The organism is Pseudomonas sp. SWRI179, assembly GCF_014268705.1.
Classification (GTDB): Bacteria; Pseudomonadota; Gammaproteobacteria; order Pseudomonadales; family Pseudomonadaceae; genus Aquipseudomonas; species Aquipseudomonas zanjanensis.
The window spans coordinates 35,684-57,300 of record NZ_JABWRA010000039.1; the positions used below are offsets into that span (position 1 = coordinate 35,684).

Here is a 21,617-nt window from a genome sequence, read left to right on the forward strand (position 1 = left end):
CCGGATTTGCCGGTTAGGACAAAGACGACTATTTTCCTTGCGCCGCAGGGAGGATCTTTTCGACATCCCCTCACCATTACAAGGAAGAAAAAAATGGCTGACGTGAAAGTGCCGCAACGACTGGAACCGCAGGAAATAGTGAAATTATTGGTGGCGTTGCGCCGGGCGTTGAAGACCAGGGTGGCCTGATTTGCGCGTTTGATCTTGTGGCGAGGGAGCTTGCTCCCGCTGGCATGCGTAGCAGGCCCCCAGCAGTCCTTCACGTAGATCGCATTAGCGGGTTTTGCGACTGCTGCGCAGCCGAGCGGGAGCAAGCTCCCTCGCCACAGGTAATCCGGTCCCTGACCCAAGCAATCTTTCGAGCATAAAAAACGCCGACGCTGTATCAGCCGTCGACGTTTGAAACCGTAACAGGGTTAACCGCGCGAATCAGAACGCCGGCAGTACCGCGCCGCTGTATTTCTTCTCGATGAACGCCTTCACTTCAGGGCTGGTCAGGGCCTTGGCCAGTTTCTGGATGGCCGGGCTGTCCTTGTTGTCCGGACGGGCCACCAGGAAGTTCACGTAAGGCGAATCCGCACCTTCGATCACCAAGGCGTCCTTGGCCGGGTTAAGACCTGCTTCCAAGGCGTAATTGGTGTTGATCATGTCCAGGTCGACCTGATCCAACACACGCGGCAGCATGGCCGATTCCAGTTCCTTGAACTTGAAGTTCTTAGGGTTCTCGGCAATGTCCTTCGGCGTCGCCAGGGCGTTTTTCGGATCCTTGAGTGTGATCAGGCCAGCCTTCTGCAGCAGGATCAGCGCACGGCCGCTGTTGCTGCCTTCGTTAGGGATGGCGATGGTTGCGCCGTCCTTCAGCTCAGCCAGGCTCTTGACCTTTTTCGAGTAGCCGCCAAACGGTTCGACGTGCACGCCGATGACCGTCACCAGGTGGGTGCCTTTGCCTTCGTTGAAGCTCTTGAGGTAGGGCAAGGTCTGGAAGTAGTTGGCGTCCAGGCGTTTCTGGTCGACTTGTACGTTGGGTTGGACGTAGTCGGTGAAAACCTTGATCTGCAAATCCACGCCTTCTTTAGCCAGGGCCGGCTTGATCAGCTCGAGGATTTCCGCGTGGGGTACTGGCGTGGCGGCCACGACCAGCTTCTCCGCGGCCTGGGCCAGGCCCGAGGCCAGGGCTGCCGCCAATGCGGTGAACAACAGAACCTTTTTCATGCAGTGTCCTTATCGAAAATCACGGTCGTCATGGACGACGGCTAAATGTGGATGTGCCAGTGAAGTGCTATCGCTGGCGTGATGCGGACAATACCGATATTTTTTATTCCTTAACAATATCTTTTATTCAAGTTCATATTCATTTTATTCATATACAAGACGACGCTTTTGTGGCGAGGGAGCTTGCTCCCGCTGGGCCGCGTAGCGGACCCTAGATTTTTGCGATCGCTGCGCAACCGAGCGGGAGCAAGCTCCCTCGCCACAGGTGGGTATCCGGTCTAGAGCGTTTGGCTCAATTGATTGAGCAGCGCCTTGAGGGCTGTACGCTCGGCGTCCGACCCCTGGGCAATGACCTGCGCCACTTGCTGATCGATCAGCTCCAGGGCCGATGGTTGGGACGGCAGATTCAAATGCTCCGGCAAAATCTCCTCCCCCGTGCTCACCAGCAACGCAAAATGAATGACGTTTTCCAGTTCGCGGGTATTGCCCGGCCAACTGTGCTGTTCGAGGGCATGTTGCGCGGCTTCACTGATCAGCGGCACGGCCAGGCCGAGTCGCTGGCTGTAGATGCCCAGGAAGTATTCGGCCAGGGACAGGATATCGCCCACCCGTTCGCGCAGGGCCGGCAGTTCGAGCCGGCCTTCGCCCAGATAGTGGTAGAGCCGTTCGTGGAATTTCCCGGCCGCCACCGCTTGCGCCAAGTCGATGCTGGTGGCCGCGACCAGGCGGACATCCACCGGACTGGGCTGATGAGCGCCGACACGGGTGACTTCATGGTTCTCCAGGGCCGCCAGCAGCTTGATCTGGATCGGCAGCGGCAAGTCGCCGATTTCATCCAGGTAAAGAGTGCCGCCGTTGGCCGAACCAAACCAGCCGGCCCGGCTGCTGGCCGAACCACTGTAGCTACCGGCGGCATAGCCGAACAGTTCAGCGTCGGCGTAGGTCGGGCTGATGGCGCCGCAATTGACCGATACAAACAATCCGCCGCGATCGCTTTCGCGATGGATATGCCGGGCCAGCAGTTCCTTGCCGCTACCGGTTTCGCCGCGTATCAGCACTGAAATCGCCCGGGGCGCCAATTGCTCCAATTCCTGGCGCAACTGCCGTGAACGGGGATCGACGAACACCAGCGCCTTGGCGCGAATGCTCAGGGGGCTTTTTTCCGCATCGGGAAAGGTCAGCAAGGGCTGACCGAAGGTTTCATGCAAACTCATGGCAGGCTCCCGCCCCAGGCCGCCGGGAGACGGGGGGCGCTAAAAATTCAGGCGCGACGCAGGGCGTGATGCTCCATGCGGTTTTGCAGACGGTAGAGGTAAGCGAAACCCTGCTCCCAACGCTGGTGGCCAGACTTCACATTGATATGCCCCGCCCCTGACAGGATCCCGGCCTCGGCACCCCAGTTGCGGGCCAGCTCCAAGGCGCGCGGGGCGCTCACGGCGGCGTCGTTGTCGGAGCTGACCACTTGGCTTGGGAACGGCAGCAGATCATTGGGAATCGGCGCGAAGTTGCGCAGCGCCGGGACGCAGGCCGGCCGCTCGACATCCGCCGGCGCCACCAGCAACGCCCCCCGCACCTGCCGCAGGAAGTGCACCGGTGCGGTGGCGGCCCAATGGGCCACCGTGATGCAGCCCAGGCTATGGGCAATCAGGATCACCGGCGTGCTGTCGGCGGCCACGGCCTCGGCCAGCGCCGCGACCCAGTCCTCACGCCGGGGCGTGACCCAGTCGGCCTGCTCGACCCGGGCGCTGTTGGGCAGGCTGTTCTGCCAGTGGGTTTGCCAATGATTTTCCGGCGATCCTTGCCAGCCCGGCACAATCAGGTAGCGAATCGATTCGTTGCGCATGGGTGCTCTCCTGCGTGTCTGTTCCCGGACGAGTATAGGGAGGAGAGGTATATTACTTAAGGAATAAGAAGCTATTTGTTAATAACAATAAAGAATAATCGTGTATCTCTGTGGGAGCGGGCTTGCTCGCGAAAGCGGTGGGTCAGTTGACGCTGATGTTGCCTGACACGACGCATTCGCGAGCAAGCCCGCTCCCACAGGTTCGTGCATCACTCACTGCGGCCCTTGCGCAACAGCACGTCGAGTTGATCCACCACCACGGCCCAGTCCGCATCCTCGAGGATTTCGTCGCGCAGGAGTTGCCGCTGGCTCTCGCTCCAGAAAAACGCATCGGCAAGCCGCAGGTCGGGTTTGAGCGGCGAATGACTGGCAATGAATTGATCGATGCTGACGGCGTCGTCAGGCAGGCCGAGTTGTTTGAACAGGGCGGGAAGTGTATGGATCGGGGTTTCCATGCGGGACTCCTGGGCATGAATGGATGGCTGGGCGCTATTCCTGCAGTCTAGTCCCTGGGAGCCGAGCACACCGTGGCGAGGGGGCTTGCTCCCGCTGGGCCGGTCCGACGCTTCGGGCGAAGCGGCCCCACGACTTTGCGGTTGCTGCGCAACCGAGCGGGAGCAAGCTCCCTCGCCACAAAAGCGGGTTTGAATCCGCTACGGAGAGAGTGACTTCAACGCCTCGTAAGGCTCCTGCGCCCAGCGCAGGACCCGCTCACGCAACAGCGCCGAAGCCTCCCGGCGCTTGTCCTCGCTGTCGCCAACAAACACCTGCGCCGGCTGCTTGGCATGTTGCCCGACCGCTGCGAACACTTGTTTGTACTGCCCTTCATCGAGGCCGAAAAACGCCGCCAGCCTGCCCGTCATCGCCTCAGGCAGTTCGGTGTAGTTGACCGCCATCCCAGCCAATGCCTGGCAGTGGTCCAAGCCGGTCGCCAATAACCGTCCCACCCGGCGCGGGATGAAATCTTCCTGGCCGGCGAACGGCAATCCATCATCCAGGACCGTCGCCCCGATCATCCCCGGCACCATGTGCATGCCGGGACGGCGCAGGTGGGAGACCGAGATTTCCAAGGGGTCGCGGTACACGAACAACCAGGGCGTGTCGGGAAAGCACTCACGCAACAACGGCAGTTCACCGATGTTCCAGGCGTCGAGCTTGACCACCAGCCGTTGCTCCACGCCTCGGCGGCGCTGCCCATAGGCCGACATCAAGCCCTTGAGCGCCACGCACCGCTCGGGCAACGGCAAATCACTGCGCAGCAGCGTATCCAGGGGCGGTGGTTCCGAAATGACGATGTGATGGTCCAATTGGGCAAGCATCTGGCTGATCAATGTCGAGCCGCAACGGGAGGCATGGAAAATGAACGCATTGGGCGCCAGGCCCGGGCTTTGTCGTTGCCACTGACCGAGCACCTCCAAAGGTGTCTGGCGGCGGAACGCCTGGTTGAAGGGCAGGCGCAGGGCGTCTTCCACCGCATCTCCAAAGAACGGCTGTGACAGTCGCATGTCGCCGAACCAGCACCAATCGACCCGCCACTGCCCGGCCTCTTGCCATACGCTGATCGGCAACCAGCCGTGCAGATTCAGGTCTTCCACTGGTTTCTCCACTGCTGGCGACCGGTGCGCATCGCAGCCCGCAATTCCTCCCGGGTGAAGTGAAGCCCTTGTTCGGCCCCCAGTGCCAGGGCAGAGTCAAAAAAAGCGTCCAGCTCATGCAAGTTCTGCAAGGTTCGCGCGAGATGAGGATCCGTTCCCACGCGCTGCTGAAAACGGACAAAGTCGCTTGGCCCGACGCCCGCGGCGGGTGTGGTGGGTAGCCCATCGGCAATCTGCTGGGCCAGCCACGGCCCGGGGCGACAATCGAGCACCAGGTGAACCCGCGAATGAGCACTTCGATTCACAACGCGATGGGGCCGCGCCAGGTCGAGAAACCAGCACTCGCCGGCCGTCATCGGAATAATGTGTCCATCCAGGAAAAAATCCACGTCAGGTGGGCTGAGCAGCGGCACGTGCAGGCGCAGATCAGCATCCGGCCCGCCCAGATCATAGTCGCGATGCTCGTGGATGCGCCCACCGGGGCCCAACCGCAGCAGCCGGGCCGAGACGATCTCCAGGGGCCAGTCATGCAATGCCTCTTGCCAGCGACTGTCCGCTGTCCAAGGCGCGCGATGCACGGGCTGACCGTGCCCGGGCGACAGTTCGGTAACGGCATCGGCCGCCGATATCAGCGCCACGCCGCTCCAGTCGCCGCTGTGATAGGCGCTGTTGAAGTGCCCCTGCCAACGTGCGTCGTCAATGGCCGCCAGTGCGTGCAACAGCAACGGCAGGTTCACCGCCACCGGCAGCCGGGAAAACGCCGGGCGCATCATCATGGCTGCGCCCGGTTATTGAGTCACCGTGGCAGGCTTCGGCAGCGTGATATCACCCTGGGCCCAGGCCGCTTCGCGGTTGGCCAGCGCCGTGGCAATCGACTGGACCTCGGTCGATTGCACTTCGTTCGGCAGTGGATCGAGGCCGGCGCTGGCAAAGATCTGCCCGTAGGCGTTGCGCAGGTCGGCATAAGCCAAGTCCCGACGCAGGTCGGCCTGCAAGGTGTTCAGTTCACCCTGGATCAGGTCCAACTCGCCAATGCCGGCAGCCTGGTGACGGCTACGCAATTGACCGACAATCTGCCCATCGATGTCCGACAGTTGCTGGCTGGTCTTGAACTGGCGCAGGGCTTCACGATAGTTGGCATTGGCCACGTACAGCTGCGCCAGCACGGCAATCGACATCGCCTGGCGGCGCGCCGACGCCACTTCTTCACCGGCCTTGGCCACGTCGATGGCCGCCGGGGCGGAGATCACGTTGAACAGGTTCCAGGTGACTTTCACGCCATAGTCGGCCCAGCCCTGCTCCACCAAAAACGAGTTGCTGTCGTAGTGCCCGCCGGCGGAAAACTCCAGCCCCGGCAGCAGGCGTAACATGGCCTTGCGGGTTTCGGCAGCGGTGATGCGGGTCTGGTAATCCTGCTCGCGCAATTCCGGACGACTGGCCAGGGCTTCCTGTTCGAGACGGGCCAGGTCGACCTTGAGTTCCGGGATGGTGTATTCATCCTGGGTCGCCAGGGTCAGCTCGGTGCCCAGGGGCAAGTTGATCAGCGTCGCCAGTTCGGTCTTGGCCAGGGACAGCGCCCGGCGTTGCTCTTCCAGTTGGCGGGTGGCCTGGATCAGCGAACGCTGGTAACCCAGGGCTTGCACCGGGTCGCCGATGCGCTGTTCGCTCATGCTCTGGCTGTTGTCACGTGCCGCCTCGACCCGGGCCATCAGGCTGTCGATCTGCTTGAGCAGGCGCTCGGCGGCCATGGCGCGCCAGTAGGCCGAACGCACGTCCTGGACGATGGTGTTGATCACCTTGCGCCGGCGCTCCTGCACGATCAGCCGCTGGTCCCCGGCTTGCTTGGCGCTGATGTAGCTCACGCCGAAATCGAGCACGTTCCAAACCATGGTCAGGTCGGCCACCTCACGGTCACGGTCCTGGGAGGTCGACGGTTCGAGGGACTGGGTACCGGTTTCCACGCTCTGGCTGCTGGAGGCACTGACGTTGTTACGGCCCACGTACCCGGCGTCCAGGGCCATGCGCGGCAGCATGTCGAAACTGGCCAGGTCCAGCTGACGCTTGGCCAGGGCTTCCTCCATGATCTTCAAGCGACCTTCGAGGTTGTACTTCACCGCACGGGCCATGGCCTGGTGCAGGGTCAGTGGGCCGCTCAGCGGCTCCTGGTCCTTGTACATGTTCTGCAGGTCGGTTCGAGCGCGCTGTTCGCTGACGCTACGCTCGATCGGATCGCTGGTGACCGCACAGCCACTCACCACCAACGCCAGCACACTCATACCGAATAACTTCTGACTTCTATTCATTCCCTGGATTGCCCCTGGCTGCCCCAATATTTTTTAGAATTCAGGCCTGCACTTGGCTGATGCCGACCTGTCGTAACGCGGTTGCCAGGCTGTCGACCTGATGTTGTTCAGTGTCCTTGAGCTGTTGCAGTTGCTGACCCAGGGTGGGCGCCCCGAACACCCCGCGCACCCCTTGGGACACATCGCCGCCCTGCATCGACTGGCTACCGAAGGCCTCCATCGATTCGCCCTCGGAGCCAGAGTCCTGGTTGAACAGGGTCGAAAGCGTACTGCTGCCGAACACCCCGCCATCGCCCCCACCAAAGCCCAGGAACCCCTGGCCGCTACCGTCGCCGGCGGCGTCAGTGCTGAACACCTGGGCGATATAGCTCGGCGCCAGGGCGCCATGGTTGATGAAAATATCCCCGATCGGCCGCAGGCCCCCACCCACGTCCCGTTGCTCGAACAGCGGCGGGAAGCCCAGCGGCGAACCCAGGTTGCCGGTCGGCGGGGTAAAGACGATCGGTTGCAGCGGCACCTCGGACGGCGGGATCACCGTGACCGGGTCGGACGTCAGGAACTCCGGTGGCGGCTTCACGTCGTTGGGCACCACGGTGTCGATCGCATAGTTGTTGGACACCGCCACGCTGGCCCCGGCGTTACCCGTCAGGTCGCTGACGTTGCTGGTGTCCAGGGCGATGAAGTTGCTCGGGTCGGTGAGGTTCACCGTTGGCGTGAATGTCGCCGTCCAGGTCTTGCCGCCGTCGCTGGTGGTCAGGTTGGTCAGTTCACCGTTGGTGACGCTGAGGTCCGACAAGTCAAAATCCGTCACCGCTTCGCTGAAGGTGAAGGTCACTTGGGTCGTCTCGCCCACCGTCAGGTCCGGATCGGCGACGACGATGGTCGCCGTCGGCCGGGTGGCGTCGAGTGCATAGTTGCTGGAAATCGCGATGCCCACCCCGGCGTTGCCGGCCAGGTCCTGCACAGTGCTGGCGTCGAGCAGAATCAGGTTGGTGGCATCGTTGACGCCCGCAGTCGGCGTCAGTGTCGCCGTCCAGGTCAGGCCGCCGTCACTGCTGGCGAGGTTGGACAGCACGCCATTGGCGACGCTGAGGTCCGACAGGTCGAAACCGGACACCGCCTCGCTGAAGCTGATGGTCACGGTGGTGCTCTGGCCAATGCCCAAGGTGGTATCGCCGACGGTGATGGTCGCGCCTGGACGAACCGTGTCGATCGCGTAGTTGTTGGAATTCACCACGTCGACACCGCTGTTGCCCGAGGCGTTGACCACGCCGCTGGTGTCCAGGCTGATCAGGTTGCTGGTGTCGGTGATGCTGGTGGTCGGGGTGAAGGTGGCCGTCCAGGTGACGCCGCCGTCGGAAGAGGAGACGTTGCTCAGCGTGCCGTTGCTGATGGTCAGGTCGCTGTTGTCGAAACCGCTGACCGCTTCCGAGAAGGTGATGGTGACCTGCGAGGTTTCCCCTATCCGCAGCGCACTGTCGGCCACCACGATGGTGGCCGTCGGGACGCGTGTCTCGACCGCGTAGTTGGCCGAATCAGTCGTGCCTGTCCCGGCGTTGCCGGCCGCATCGCTCACACCGGTATTGTCCAGGGTGATCAGGTTGGTGGCGTCGGTCACGCCCAGGGTCGGCGTGAACGTCGCGGTCCAGGTCAGGCCGCCGTCGCTGCTGCTGACGGCGCTCAGGGTGCCGTTGGCCACGCTCAGGTCAGCGTTGCTGAAACCCGTCACCGCCTCGCTGAAGGTGATGGTCACCTGGGCAGTTTCGCCCGGTTTCAACACCGAATCGCTCAGCACAATGGTGGCAGTCGGACGCTGGCTGTCGACGCTGTAGTTGTTCGAATCGGTGGTGCCGCTGCCGGCGTTGCCCGCCAGGTCGGCGACGCCGCTGTTGGCGAGGGTGATGAGATTGCTGGTGTCAGCGATGCCGGCGGCAGGCGTGAAGGTCGCGGTCCAGGTGATGCCGCCGTCGCTGCTGCTCAACCCGCTTAGCGTACCGTTGGCGACGCTCAGGTCGGCATCGGTGAAGCCCGTCACGGCCTCGTTGAAGGTGATGGTCACCAACGACGTCTCGCCGGCGGCAATGGCGGTGTCGGCGACGACAATGGTCGCCGTCGGGCGCACGGTGTCGATGGCGTAGTTGTTCGAATCGGTGGTGCCAACGCCGGCGTTGCCCGAGACGTTGACGACACCTGTATTGTCCAGGGTGATCAGGTTGCTGGTGTCGGCAATGCTCGCGCTCGGCGTGAACGTGGCAGTCCAGGTAACGCCGCCGTCGGAGGACGACACGTTGCTCAGCGTGCCGTTGCTGATGGTCAGGTCGCTGTTGTCGAAACCGCTCACTGCTTCGTTGAAGGTGATGGTTACCTGGCTGGTTTCACCGATGCTCAGGGACGTATCGGCTACTACGATGGTTGCCGTCGGCACCTGGGTGTCGATGGCGTAGTTGGCCGAGTTGGTCGTGCCGGTGCCGGTGTTGCCCGCCGCGTCACTTATCCCGGTGTTGTTCAGGACGATCAGGTTGGTCGCGTCCCGCACGCCGAGGGTCGGCGTGAAAGTCGCGGTCCAGGTCAGGCCGCCATCGCTGCTGCTGACAGCGCTGAGTGTGCCGTTGGCAACGCTCAGGTCCGAATTGTCGAAACCGCTGACCGCCTCGGAGAAGGTGATGGTCACCAACGAGGTCTCACCGACACTGAGGTTGGAATCGGCCAGCACGATCGTTGCGGTGGGACGTTCAGTGTCCAGTGCGTAGTTGTTGGAGTCGGTGCCGCCGACGTTGACGTTGCCGGCCAGGTCGACGATGCCGCCACTGTTGAGCGAAATGACGTTACTGGTGTCCGTGACGCCAGCGGTCGGCGTGAAGGTCGCGGTCCAGGTGATGCCGCCGTCGCTGCTGCTCAACCCTGAGATCACGCCGTTGGCGACCGTCAGGTCGGCACTGGTGAACGCCGTCACGGCCTCGCTGAAGGTGATGGTCACCAGCGAAGTCTCGCCAGCGGCAACGGCCGTGTCGGCCACGACGATGGTCGCGGTTGGACGCACCGTGTCGACCGCGTAGTTGTTCGAGTCGGTAGTCCCCACACCGGCATTGCCCGCGCCGTTGATCAAGCCAGTGTTGTCCAGGGTAATGACGTTGCTGGTATCGGAAATGCTCGCGCTCGGCGTGAACGTGGCCGTCCAGGTGACGCCGCCGTCGGTGCTGCTCATGGTGCTCAGGGTGCCGTTGCTGACGGTCAGGTCCGCATTGTCGAACCCGCTGACCGCCGAGTTGAAGGTCACGGTGACCACGGTGGTTTCACCGATGCTCAGGGACGAATCGGCCACCACCACGGTCGCCGTCGGCACGTTGGTGTCGATGGCGTAGTTGTTGGAACTGGTCGTGCCGGTGCCGGTGTTGCCCGCCCCATCGTTGATCCCGGTGTTGTTCAGGACAATGAGGTTGGAGACGTCGGTGACCCCGAGGCTGGGCGTGAACGTCGCGGTCCAGGTGATGCCGCCATCGCTGCTGCTGACCGCACTCAGCGTGCCGTTGGCTACGCTCAGGTCCGAATTGTCGAAACCGCTCACCGCCTCGCTGAAGGTAATGGTCACCAGCGACGTTTCGCCGACGCTCAGCGCCGTGTCGGCCACCACGATGGTAGCGGTCGGACGCTGGGTATCGACGGCGTAGTTGTTGGAGTCGGTGGTGCCGCTGCCGGTATTGCCCGCGCCGTCCACGACTCCCGTGTTATTGAGCGTGATCAGATTGGTGGTATCGCTGACGCCCGCACTCGGCGTGAAGGTCGCGGTGTAGGTAATGTTGTCGCTGGTGCTCAGGCCGCTCAGGCTGCCGTTGGCGACGGTCATGTCCGCCAGGGTGAAGCCGGTCACCGCCTCGCTGAACGTAATGGTCACCACCGAGGTTTCGCCCACGGCGATGGCCGTGTCGGCGACCACGACGGTGGCGGTCGGACGCGCGGTGTCGACGGCGTAGTTGTTGGAGTCGGTGGTGCCGCTGCCGGCATTGCCCGCCGCGTCGCTCACACCGGTGTTATCCAGGGTGATGAGGTTGCTCGTGTCGCTGGTGCTGGCGCTTGGCGTGAGCGTCCCGGTCCAGGTAATGCCGCCGTCGCCGCTGCTCAGGCCGGTGACCGTACCGTTGGCGACCGTCAGGTCGGCGGCGGTAAAGCCGGTCACCGCTTCGTTGAAAGTAATGGTCACCAGCGAGGTTTCGCCGACGCTCAGGGAGGTGTCGGCTACAACGATGCTAGCAGTGGGCCGCTGCGTGTCGACCGCGTAGTTGTTGGAGCTGGTTGTGCCGCTGCCATTGTTCCCTGCCGCATCGGCCACGCCGGTATTGGCCAGGATGATCAGGTTGGTGGCGTCGGTGACGCTGGCGCTCGGGGTGAGCGTCGCGGTCCAGGTGATGCCGCCGTCGCTGCTGCTCAGCCCGCTCAAGGAGCCGTTGGCAACGGTCAGGTCCGCCAGGGTGAAACCGGTGACGGCCTCGCTGAAGGTGATCGTGACCAGGGACGTTTCGCCGATGTTCAGCGCGTTATCGGCCACCACGATGGAAGCGGTCGGACGCTGGGTGTCGACGGCATAGTTGTTCGAGTCGGTGGTACCGCTGCCGGCGTTTCCAGACAGGTCGGCAATGCCGGTGTTATCCAGGGTGATCAGGTTGCTGGTGTCAGTGATGCTGGCGCTCGGGGTCAGCGTCCCGGTCCAGGTGATGCCGCCGTCACTGCTGCTCAGGCCGGTGACCGTGCCATTGGCGACCGTCAGGTCGGCGGTGGTAAAACCACTCACGGCCTCGCTGAAGGTGATGGTCACCACGGAGGTTTCCCCAGCACGCAGCGCGGTGTCGGCTACCACGATGGTGGCCGTCGGGCGTTGCGTGTCGATGGCGTAGTTGTTGGAGTTGGTCGTCCCCACGCCGGCGTTGCCATTGAGGTCCGCCACGCCCGTGTTGTTCAGGACAATGAGATTGGACGTATCGGTGACTGGCGCGTCCGGCGTCAGCGTGGCCGTCCAGGTGATACCGCCGTCGCTGGTGCTCAGGCCGCTGATCGAGCCGTTGGCGACGGTCAGGTCGGCCGTGGTGAAGCCGGAGACGGCCTCGGAGAACGTGATGGTAACCGTCGAGGTCTCGCCAATCCTGAGGGCCGTGTCGCTCACCACGATGGACGCCGTCGGCGCCACGGTGTCGTTGACGATGTAATTGTTCGAATCGGTGGTGCCCACCCCGGCGTTGCCGGCCAGGTCGGCCACGCCGGTATTGTTCAGGGTGATGATGTTGGTGGTGTCGGCGATGTTGCTGGCCGCGGTCAACGTACCGGTCCAGGTGATGCCGCCGTCGCCACTGGTCAAGGTGCCAACGGTGCCGTTCTGCACCGTCAGGTCCGCCGCGGTGAGGCCGGTCACGGCTTCGGAGAAGGTGATGGTCACCGTCGACGTGCCGCCGGAGTTCAGGTTGGTATTGGCCACCACGACGGTCGCGGTGGGCGGCGTCTCGTCCGGCACATAGTTGGTATTGATGGTGCCGCCATCGCCGTAGACGTTGGCCACCGACGCTGGCGAAACACCTGCGGTGCCCGCACTCGTCCCACCCACGCCGCTGCCGCCGACGTTGCCGGCCAGGGCGGCGAAGTTGGCGGCAGTGATCAGGATCGAGCCTTTGTTCCAGATGGCACCGACACCGACACCGCCCGCACCACCTGCCTGGAGATAGCTACCGCCCGCCCCGCCGCCACCGCCGCCACCGCCGGCGCCGACGTTGTTGGAAATGGTCGAGTTGCCGATGATCCGCAGGGTCGCGCCGGTGTCGTTATAGATACCACCGACCGCGCCACCGCCGTCGCCGCCGAAGTTGTCATACCCGTCACCGCCGCCGCCACCGCCGATGGACAAGCCACCGCTGGAGGCCGTGCCGCCGGCCGAACCGGTGCTGTATCCCGGGTAAGCCGCACCGCCGGCGCCACCCGTGGTGGAACCGCCACGCCCACCAATGTTGAAGAAGCCGCCACCGGCGCCGCCCTGCCCGGCCGAGCCATTGGAGCCTGTGGAGTTGAGCGTGTCGCCGCCCTTGCCGCCGATACCGCTACCGACCGCGCCACCGCCACCGCCGCCGCCACCGGCGTACTGCGGCGTCACACCGCCGCCGCCACCGCCGCCCGACGCGGCGTTCGCAGTCACCGTAACGTTGCGCAGGGTCAAGGTGCCGGCGTTGTAGATGCCGCCGCCCTGGGACACCAGCGCATCGTCGCCGCCGTTACCCCCGTTGCCTGCCACCATGCCCCGGGTGATCACCAGGCCATCGAGGGTGGCCGTGGTGCCGGACGTCACTTGCAGTATCTGGGTGCGGTTCTGACCGTCGAGAGTCACGTCGGCGACGTTGTCGTTATTGAGGTCGCCATCGATGGTGATGTTCTCGTCGACCACCAGCACCTGGGTCAGGGCGACGGTCATGCTGGTATTGAAAGTGACGATGTCGCCGCTCTGTGCAGACAACAAGGCGGCGCGCAGAGAGCCCACGCCGCTATTGAGGTTGTTTGTAGCGGTCCAGGTGGCCAGGCCCCATTGATACTCGCTCATGGCATTGGCCGAGAGCACGTTGGCGCTTTCGATGCTACCGGTGGCGATTTCCAGGTCCCAGTCGCCGCCCAGGCCCGTGCGGTCGTTGGACGCCGCCACGTCGCGGCCGGTCAACTGCGCCAGTGAATCCACTAGGCTCAAACCACGCTCGCCTTCGGCGGTGTAGCAGCCATAGATCAGGATATCGCCGCCAGCGTTCATGTCCTGGCCGATCTGCGCGAGCACTTCGCTGCGGGCCTGGACGTTGTCCGCCGACAGGTAGCTATCGCCCAGCCACAAATCACCGGCGTTACCGTGGGCGATGATCTGCACCGAGCTGACACCCTGGTGGGTGTCCAGGTAATCGGCAATCTGCTGCAAGCCGTCCTTGGTGGCATCCAGTTGCACCACCTGGGTACCGGGCGCCACGCCTTCGAGCAGGCTGGCGGCATCCTTGACCCGGGAATCGACGAACACCACCGACTTGCCTGGGACGGCAGCCTCGGTGGCGTCAGTCTGACCTTGAGGCGCATGGTTGTCGGAAGGCTGGTCGGCCGTCGGCGCCTTCGCGGCATCAGCGGTCGGCTGCGCGTCCGGTTGCGCGGCGTCGGCCACGGTTGCCGCCACCGCGCCGTCGAACAGCATTCGCGGCTCCAGGGACATGATCATTGGCGATGCCAGGGCCTGTGCGCCCTCGGTTACCCGCGATTTGCCTTTGCTCCACCACATGACGATCACCTGGACTCGAACTTCTTGAACACGCAAATGAAAAAAACCGCAGTCAGCTGACGGCGGCGTCGGTTTTCATACGAATGACATTGGCGGCGCTTGCGGACCCATCGCGCCAGAACGACAACTCGGCATACTTTTCAAACAGATCCGGCGGCAGCAAGGTCCGCCGGGCTTGCGGTGCGACCTTGGGCTTGACCTTGTGCAGGCCGGCAACGCCCAGGGCCTGGTCGAAGGCCGGCGCGTCGTAGGTCAAGTGATTGAAATCGTGTTCGAACCAGGGCTCGCCGATGAACTCGTAGACCAGGCGCATCACCCGCTCCGGGGCCTGGCTCAACAAGTCGTAGTCGACGATCAGCAGCGACTCGGCGTTCTCACCGTAGTAAGCCTCTTTGAGCGCCGTCCAGGCGAACCCCACCAGGCGGTTGCGCTGGGCCAGGGTTTCACAGCGGCTGTAGACGGTGTTGCGCTCGTCATCGTCGTTGAACAGCTTGGTGTTCTCGAACGGGTTGGCACGGTAGAGCCGCTCCAGGCTGTCGAGCACCCAAGCGACGTTGCGCACACAGGCGATGGTCTTGGCTTGGGGAAACAGATCCTGCAGGGCAGGCAAGCGTGCGCACCACTGGCGGTTCGTATCGAAGATGACCGGCTTGTCGGCTTTGTCGGCGTAGTAGGAATCGAAGAGGCCGCGCAAGAGGCGGCGGCGCAGGTCGGTGTCGATCACCGAGCCGAACTCACTGCCGGCGCTGCATTGCTGCAGGACGCTGCTGAACAGCGTGCCGACGGGACTGGTCATGCCGGCATGAAAGCGCGGGTTCTGCAACAAAATGGCAGAAAGCAGGGTCGAGCCTGAGCGCGGTAAACCGGAAATGAAGTGAAACTGCGGCAATCCATTCACCTTTGTTTGTAGTCCCTTTGTAGCCGAAGCGTAGCCGAGGAAACAATCTTCGCCTAGTAGTACTTTGATATCAGATTCATCCCAAGCCATAAAAGAAGATGGACGGTAGCGACGCTCGGGAACCTGAATCGATTAAGCCGTGTCGCGACATTTTTCCGCCCGCTTCGCCCGGCAAAATCAAACATCCCGGTCTACGCTCAGCCGTGCGTGACCAGGCCAGGGAATCAAGGAGTCGGGCTGATCGCACTCTTGTCCTTCACGTCCGGGCACTGCAAGAACCAATCACCTGAAGGATGAGGAATCTATGGAAGTATTCATCGGCACTATCCAGTCGTTCGCCTTTAACTTTGCACCCAGGGATTGGGCGCTGTGCAACGGGCAGACGCTTGCCCTTTCCCAATACCAGACCTTGTTCGCCCTGCTCGGCGTGACGTACGGAGGCAACGGCCAGACCACCTTCATGCTGCCCAACCTGCAAGGTCGCCTGCCCATGGGCCAAGGCAATGGCCTGGGCCTGACCCCGCGGGTCATCGGTGAAATCTCCGGCACCGAAAACGTCACGGCAACGATCAACAACTTGCCCAACCACACCCACGCCCTCACCGGCATCACCGCCTCGACCACTTTGCAGTTGGCCAACCCGGCCAGCAATCCGGTGAATACCCCCACGGCCACCAACTCGTTCATCGGCACCTCGGGCACCGGGCCGGGCTCGGCGGCGATCTATTCCGACCAGATAGGCGCTTCGCCAGTGCCGCTACAAGGCGTCACCACCACGGTCAACGGCACGGTCGCCCCCACGGGCGGCAACACGCCAATGGCGGTCATGAACCCGTTCCTGGCGATCAACTTCAGCATCGCCCTTCAAGGCTACTTCCCGTCCCGTAACTGACGAACCGCCGGAGGGCTGCGGTCCTCCGGCCTTTTGGAGTGTCGACATGCTGCAACAGGTTCATAGCCGCCATTTCCAACCGCTGCTGGGCCGGACCGGCAGCCTGACCCTGCCCGACGGCAGCTGCCTGCCGGTGCACTTCGAAACCCTTGAAGAAAGCCCACGGGCGAAGATGCCGAACACCGCGCGGATGCCGTTCAGCGTGGAATTCAACAGCCTGGAAGGCACTGAATTCGTCGACGGACTCTGCGCTCTGGAAGTGCCGGAACTGGGCAAGATCGAGGGGGTGTTCGTATCACGGATACCGCCCATGGGACGGGATCCGACGCTGGGGTATTTCTACATCGCGTTTAACTGACTGGACTCATTTCAAACTGTGGTAGCGAGCGAGCTTGCTCGCGATGGCGTCAGCCCAGACGACCCGGAACCTGTGGCGAGGGAGCTTGCTCCCGCTCGGCTGCGAAGCAGTCGCAAAACCTGACAAAACTGTCCGACTGGAGAAAGACAGAGGGCCTGCTTCGCAGGCCAGCGGGAGCAAGCTCCCTCGCCACGGGTTCCGGATGGATGGAAGATCGCCTTCGCGAGCAAGCTCGCTCCCACAGGGGTACGGCGTCATTCAGTTGCCTTTCGGATACCAGACCAACCGCTCCGCCGCCGGGTTGCGCTCTTGCACTTCGAAGCCCAGCGCCAAGTAGTGCCGGCGTGCATGAGGGTTGCTCGCCCAGACCACGGTCGCCACCGGGCAGCGGATCTGTTGCGCGGCTTTCTGCACCCCTTGCAACACCGCCCGGCCATAGCCCTGGCCGCGGGCCTGGGGGATGAAGGCCAGGTACAGCACGCGAATTTCATTGGGGCCGAAATCCGTGCTCAAGGCGCCAATCGCAGTGCCGAGTTTTTCCACGACGTAATGCATGGCGTTGGGGAAATTTTCGCCCAACCCTTGCTCCTGCACTTGGAACTGCTGGGCAATCACCTGCTGTACCTGTTCATGTTCGCCGTCGATCCATTGCAGGTCCGGTCGCGCCGCCTGGTACAGGCCCTGCAAAAACGGTCCATCGCTGACCCGCGATGGACGCACCACCAATCCCTCTGCCGCCACTGAATCCATGCTTGCTCCTTAGAACCCGCTTTCCCTGACACCCAACGCCGCCAACCGACGCCAGGCCGCTCCCAACACCGACTCGCCCTCGCCCTGCAACACCGCCACGCCACGCAGCGGCTGCACCGGAGCGGACGTGGCGTCCACCGTACTCAGGCGCACGCCGTATTGCGCCTGCACCGGCTCGGCCCGTTGTTGCGAGTCGCGGCGCACCGCAATCGGCCCGTGATGGTCGGACGTCAACGCTTGCTGTTCGACCCAGGCCACGCCGTTGGTGTCGATTTCATTCAACCGCACGGCCATCGATGTGTGCATCGGATCGTCAGCGATGAACCGGCCCGTGGCACCCGGCCCGACCCGCCAAAGCTCGGCTTCGGTGAGGTAGCCGCGCAACCGCGAATCGGTCTGCACCACCCGCGCCAGCGCCTGTGTGGGTGACAACCAGCGCCCTATCGACAGTTGCGGCAACACATCGCGCACCTGGCCGGCATGGGGCGCACGCAACAACAGCCGTTCGCGCTGGGCCACCAGGCCGCGGTACTCGGCCACCGCTTCGGCCAGTTGCTGTTCGACGATGCCGGCATCGGCGGCGGTTTCGCTGCGCCCGGCCTGACGGCGCATCTGCAACTGCTGAATCTCGATTTCCCGGCGCACGATGGCCAGGCGCGACGCCATGTCCGGCGACTCCAACTCAATCAGCACATCGCCCTGGGCCACGGTCTGGCCGTCGTGCACATTCACCCGCTTGACCCGCGCCGCCACCGGCGCATGCAAGGCGCTGGCGCGCCCGGCCTCGAGCATGGCCGGCACTTCCACCGCGCTGCGCCAGGGGAGCAGCAACACCAGCAGCAGCGCCAGCAACACCAGGCCACTCAGGAGCATCCGCCCGCCGTGGGCTTGCTCACGACGACTCCACCATTGCCGCCACTCATTCACGATGGGCATGAAAATGAACCACACCAATTCCACCATCATCAGAAAAATGCCCAGCACCTTGAAGAACAGGTGATAGACCGCCAAGGCAATCCCGAAAAACAACAATGCCCGCCACAGCCACGAGCCATAACCCCACACCAACAAACGCCGACGCATCTTCGGCGACCAGGGTTCCGGCGCCGCCGCGCCATACCCGAACAAGGCTTCGCGCAGGCGCCAGCGACACAGGGCAAACGCACGCCCCTGAAGGTTATCCACCGCCCAGAAATCACTGAGCAGGAAATACCCGTCGAAGCGCATGAAGGGGTTCAGGTTGATGATCAACGTGGTGATCCAGGTGGCGCTGGCCAACATGAACGCCGCGGTACGTGCCGGCCCATCGGGCAACAGCGACCAGGCCAGCAGCGCGATGCACGCCAGCAGCAATTCGGCCAGGACCCCACCGGCACCGATCAGCAACCGTGCGCGGCGATCCCTGATCCGCCAGGCGTCGCTGACGTCGGTATAGAACATCGGCAACAGCACCATGAACGCCACGCCCATGCTCTGCACCCGGCAACCGGCGCGCTTGGCCATGAAGGCATGGCCGAACTCGTGGCACAGCTTGGCGAAGAGCAACGCCGCCCCGAACGCCAGCGCACCGCCCAGGCTGAACAGGTGTGGAAACGTCGCGACGAATCGCTGCCAGTCCCGCGACACCAGGAAGATGCCGAGACCCAGGGTCAGCGGCAGGCCATAACGCAGGATCCCGGGGCCGAACCGCGCCAACCAGGGCCAGGCCCGATTGAGAAAGGCGTCCGGGCGCCACAGCGGAATGCGAAAAAACAGGTATTGATGCAGCAGGATCTGCCACACGCTCTGGCGTTGCGCGGCGGTCTTGAACAGATAACTGTCACGCTGTTGCGGGTCCATCGCGCTGATCAGGTCATGACCACGCAAGAAGCCCAGCAACTGCTCCAGCGATTCGCCATTGAGCGGCAGGCCCGGCTCGCGGTTCGCGGCCTGCAGTACCTGTTCCGGATCGCCCAGGGACCAGTGCCGCAACATGCGCATCGCCGCCGCGCCCAGCTTGAAATAGCGTCCGCGCACCGGATCGGCCAGCGTCCATTGCGGCGAGCCATCCGGATCGGGGGCCGCCGTGGACAATTGCAGGTCCGGCCGCAGGCTCGGCAGGTCCATGCTACAGGCCTACGCTCTGGCGCAGGCCGGCCAGCGGCCGCCGCAGCAGGTACAACGCCAGCGGGGCACGGTCGCCGAAGACCTTCGCCGTGCCTCGCAGGCCAATGCGCGGCGCCGTGGCATCGAAACGCGCATCCAATCGATACGCCAGTTGGCCGGCGGCGGTAGGCTGCGCTTCATAGGCCGAACGTTCGAGCCGGGCCAGGTGCCGCTGCAACGGGTCGCTGTCGAGAAACAACGCCACTTGCGCACCGGGCTCCAAGGCAATCGCGTCACCCACCGCCAATTCAATGCGTAACTCGGCCTGGTTTGGATCGGCGATTTCCATCAGGCGTTCGCCGGTTTGCACGGGCTTGCCGAGCCAGCGCTCGGCGTCGGCGAACACCGCAATGCCGTCGCGCTCGGCGCGCACTTCGCTGCGCTTGAGCAGTTCAAGTGCGTAGTTGCGCTCGGCGCGCTTCTGCTCGACGCGGGCAGCCAGCAGGTCAATCTTGGAACTGGATTCAGCGTCGGCAAACGAGCGCTGGGAATTGGCCTTGAGTTCGGCCTCGGCCACGCCCAACGCCCGCTCGGCCACATCGGCCTGGGCCTTGAGACTGGTACTTTCGAAACGCAACAACAGGTCGCCGTTCTTGACGCTCTGGTTGGGCTTGACCAGGAACTCGGCGATCACCCCATCCAACGGCGCCGCCACCACTTGCCCGCCCAGCGGCACCACTTCGGCCGGGGCCAACACGGACTGGCGCACCGGGATCAGCAAGCCCAGCAGCAACAGCGCCACCAGCGCCACCTGGCGCTTGCGTGTCCAGCGCAGGCGCCATGGCTTGCGCGGTTGCAACGCCAACCACGCATGGCTGTAGGTGTCGCCCAGTTGCGACAACAGCACTTGCTCCGGCGGCGTCCATGGCAGGTCGCGGGCCAACCACAAACCGCCGAACACCTGGCCCTGATGATCGATCAACGGCAGCCAGAACACTTGCCCGGCCGACAGGCTGCGCCAGTCTGCCCGGATGGATTCGCTCACCCCATCGGCGGCAATCACCCGGGCCTGGTTCAACAGGCCCAGCTTGAACAACTGCGCCACCGCCTGCTCGACAAACGCCACGAACGGCGCGTTCGGTTCCACGGTACTGACCCCGGTCACGGCCTGGACCTTGCCGGCGATCAACAACGCGGCGTGGCGAAAGCCGAACAGCGCCTGGCCGTCGTTGACCAGGCTGTAACTCAGTTGCTCCGGTGTACGCGCGGCCCTCGTCTGGCGCTCCAGATCGAGGAAGCGGGCGAACACCTGCTCGGTACTGCCCGTCACTGGCGCGTTCACTTCGACTCCGAGAAACGCGCCGTGCCGCTCATGCCGGACAGCAGGCCGCTGGCATCCGGCACGTTCGCCACCAGCAGCAGCGTCTGGCTGCCCTCGTCGATGCGCGCGCCCAGGCGCTTGACCGTCGCTTGCAACGGCTTGCCGGTTTCATCGGGGACGAAGGTAAAGGGCTGGCCGGGCTTGAGCCGGTCCATCCAGCGTGAAGGCACCAGCAGGTGAATCTCCAGGGTGCGGTTATCGACCACATCCAGCAATGGCGCGCCGGCCGCGACGCTTTCATAACGCTGGACCTTGCGCGCCACCACCTGTCCATCGAACGGCGCGATCACGCTGCAACGCTTGACCTGCACCTGGTAGACCTGGGATTGCGCCTGGGCCTCGCTGAGGCGCGCCTCGGCCCGCGACACCTCGAAACGCCCAACGGATTTCAACGCCGCCAACTGCCGGTTATGGGCCAGCTCTTCACCGGCACCACGACTGGCCGCCTGGGCCGCATTGAGCTGGGCCTGATAGGCCGAACAATCGAAACGCGCCAGGGTGTCACCCTTCTTGAACGACTCGCCCTCGCTGAACGGCAACTCGACAATCCGCCCGGCCAACTCGCTGGCCAACACTGCCTGGTCCCGCGCCCGAAGCACGCCACGCGCCTCGTTTCCCGACACACTGGCCGAGACGTTGCTCTCCAGCAACGGATCGTCGGAAGCCGGCGTTTGCGCCTGGACCCCGCACGTTATGAAGGTCAATCCCACAACCCAACTGCTCAAACGTCGCATGACCGTTACTCCCTGACGGATGGGCGGAGTCTACGACAGCGGTGGGGGGCGTCAAGGGAGTAGCGGTGAAGAGGGGGAAATCTCTGTGGCAACGGTGGTGTTGATCTCGCGATTTCTTCAACTTAGGATTCGCTCACTGCTCAACCCTGTACGCAGAGATTAAGTTCTCTGGCCGTTGAGGTGAAAACACCGGCTTCGGCCGGTTTTTTCGTTTCTGGGGATTGAGAACAGCTCCAGAGTTGAACGCACTCCTTGTGGCGAGGGAGCTTGCTCCCGCTGGACTGCGC

15 protein-coding genes are annotated in these 21,617 nt (G+C 63.6%); 2 read left to right on the forward strand and 13 right to left on the reverse strand.

The features are described from left to right. Window positions 1-429: 429 nt before the first annotated feature. The 9 genes from HU767_RS20680 to HU767_RS20720 all read right to left on the reverse strand — a co-directional run bounded on the left by HU767_RS20680 (window position 430) and on the right by HU767_RS20720 (window position 15,130). Entirely contained in the window at window positions 430-1,212 is a 783-nt protein-coding gene (locus HU767_RS20680; protein WP_186709445.1) for a MetQ/NlpA family ABC transporter substrate-binding protein, read from the reverse strand. Between the two features lie 278 nt (window positions 1,213-1,490). Beyond that, window positions 1,491-2,426, reverse strand: coding sequence for a sigma 54-interacting transcriptional regulator (locus HU767_RS20685; protein WP_186709447.1), 936 nt, complete (start codon window positions 2,424-2,426; stop codon window positions 1,491-1,493). 47 nt (window positions 2,427-2,473) lie between these two features. Continuing rightward, window positions 2,474-3,055 (reverse strand): alpha/beta hydrolase, encoded by a 582-nt coding sequence (locus HU767_RS20690; RefSeq protein WP_186709448.1) that lies wholly within the window; start codon window positions 3,053-3,055, stop codon window positions 2,474-2,476. Window positions 3,056-3,264: 209 nt separating this feature from the next. Further along, window positions 3,265-3,510: a DUF2789 domain-containing protein gene (locus HU767_RS20695; RefSeq protein ID WP_186709449.1), complete on the reverse strand. Its 246-nt coding sequence runs from the start codon at window positions 3,508-3,510 to the stop codon at window positions 3,265-3,267. A 198-nt stretch (window positions 3,511-3,708) separates the two neighbouring features. Continuing rightward, entirely contained in the window at window positions 3,709-4,650 is a 942-nt protein-coding gene (locus HU767_RS20700) for a sulfotransferase family protein (protein WP_186709450.1), read from the reverse strand. Continuing rightward, entirely contained in the window at window positions 4,638-5,423 is a 786-nt protein-coding gene (locus HU767_RS20705) for an aspartyl/asparaginyl beta-hydroxylase domain-containing protein (RefSeq protein ID WP_186709508.1), read from the reverse strand. The genes HU767_RS20700 and HU767_RS20705 overlap by 13 nt, the downstream gene beginning before the upstream one ends. Before the next feature lie 15 nt (window positions 5,424-5,438). Beyond that, complete coding sequence (locus tag HU767_RS20710; protein ID WP_186730353.1) at window positions 5,439-6,953, reverse strand: TolC family protein; 1,515 nt, start codon at window positions 6,951-6,953, stop codon at window positions 5,439-5,441. A gap of 40 nt (window positions 6,954-6,993) precedes the next feature. Next, window positions 6,994-14,232, reverse strand: a complete 7,239-nt coding sequence (locus HU767_RS20715) for an Ig-like domain-containing protein (RefSeq protein ID WP_186730354.1) — start codon at window positions 14,230-14,232, stop codon at window positions 6,994-6,996. 52 nt (window positions 14,233-14,284) lie between these two features. Beyond that, on the reverse strand, window positions 14,285-15,130 hold the full coding sequence (locus tag HU767_RS20720) for a sulfotransferase (RefSeq protein WP_053117203.1): 846 nt from the start codon (window positions 15,128-15,130) through the stop codon (window positions 14,285-14,287). A 304-nt stretch (window positions 15,131-15,434) separates the two neighbouring features. Between HU767_RS20720 and HU767_RS20725 the strand changes: the two genes are divergently transcribed. Together HU767_RS20725 and HU767_RS20730 are read left to right on the forward strand one after the other, a co-directional pair. Next, window positions 15,435-16,022, forward strand: coding sequence for a tail fiber protein (locus HU767_RS20725; protein WP_186709453.1), 588 nt, complete (start codon window positions 15,435-15,437; stop codon window positions 16,020-16,022). Between the two features lie 46 nt (window positions 16,023-16,068). After that, complete coding sequence (locus HU767_RS20730; RefSeq protein WP_186730355.1) at window positions 16,069-16,380, forward strand: hypothetical protein; 312 nt, start codon at window positions 16,069-16,071, stop codon at window positions 16,378-16,380. A gap of 258 nt (window positions 16,381-16,638) precedes the next feature. Here HU767_RS20730 and HU767_RS20735 read toward each other — a convergent pair whose 3' ends face one another. The 4 genes from HU767_RS20735 to HU767_RS20750 are packed head-to-tail and all read right to left on the reverse strand — an operon-like array spanning window position 16,639 to window position 21,330. After that, the gene (locus HU767_RS20735) at window positions 16,639-17,130 is read right to left on the reverse strand and encodes a GNAT family N-acetyltransferase (RefSeq protein ID WP_053180944.1); all 492 of its coding nucleotides are present in this window, start codon (window positions 17,128-17,130) and stop codon (window positions 16,639-16,641) included. A 9-nt stretch (window positions 17,131-17,139) separates the two neighbouring features. After that, the gene (locus HU767_RS20740; protein WP_186709459.1) at window positions 17,140-19,236 is read right to left on the reverse strand and encodes a biotin/lipoyl-binding protein; all 2,097 of its coding nucleotides are present in this window, start codon (window positions 19,234-19,236) and stop codon (window positions 17,140-17,142) included. Between the two features lies 1 nt (window position 19,237). Beyond that, window positions 19,238-20,557: an HlyD family efflux transporter periplasmic adaptor subunit gene (locus HU767_RS20745; RefSeq protein WP_186709461.1), complete on the reverse strand. Its 1,320-nt coding sequence runs from the start codon at window positions 20,555-20,557 to the stop codon at window positions 19,238-19,240. Further along, window positions 20,554-21,330 carry an efflux RND transporter periplasmic adaptor subunit gene (locus HU767_RS20750; RefSeq protein WP_186709463.1) on the reverse strand — a complete coding sequence of 259 codons (777 nt, stop codon included), beginning with the start codon at window positions 21,328-21,330 and terminating at the stop codon, window positions 20,554-20,556. The genes HU767_RS20745 and HU767_RS20750 overlap by 4 nt, the downstream gene beginning before the upstream one ends. Between the last annotated feature and the right edge of the window lie 287 nt (window positions 21,331-21,617).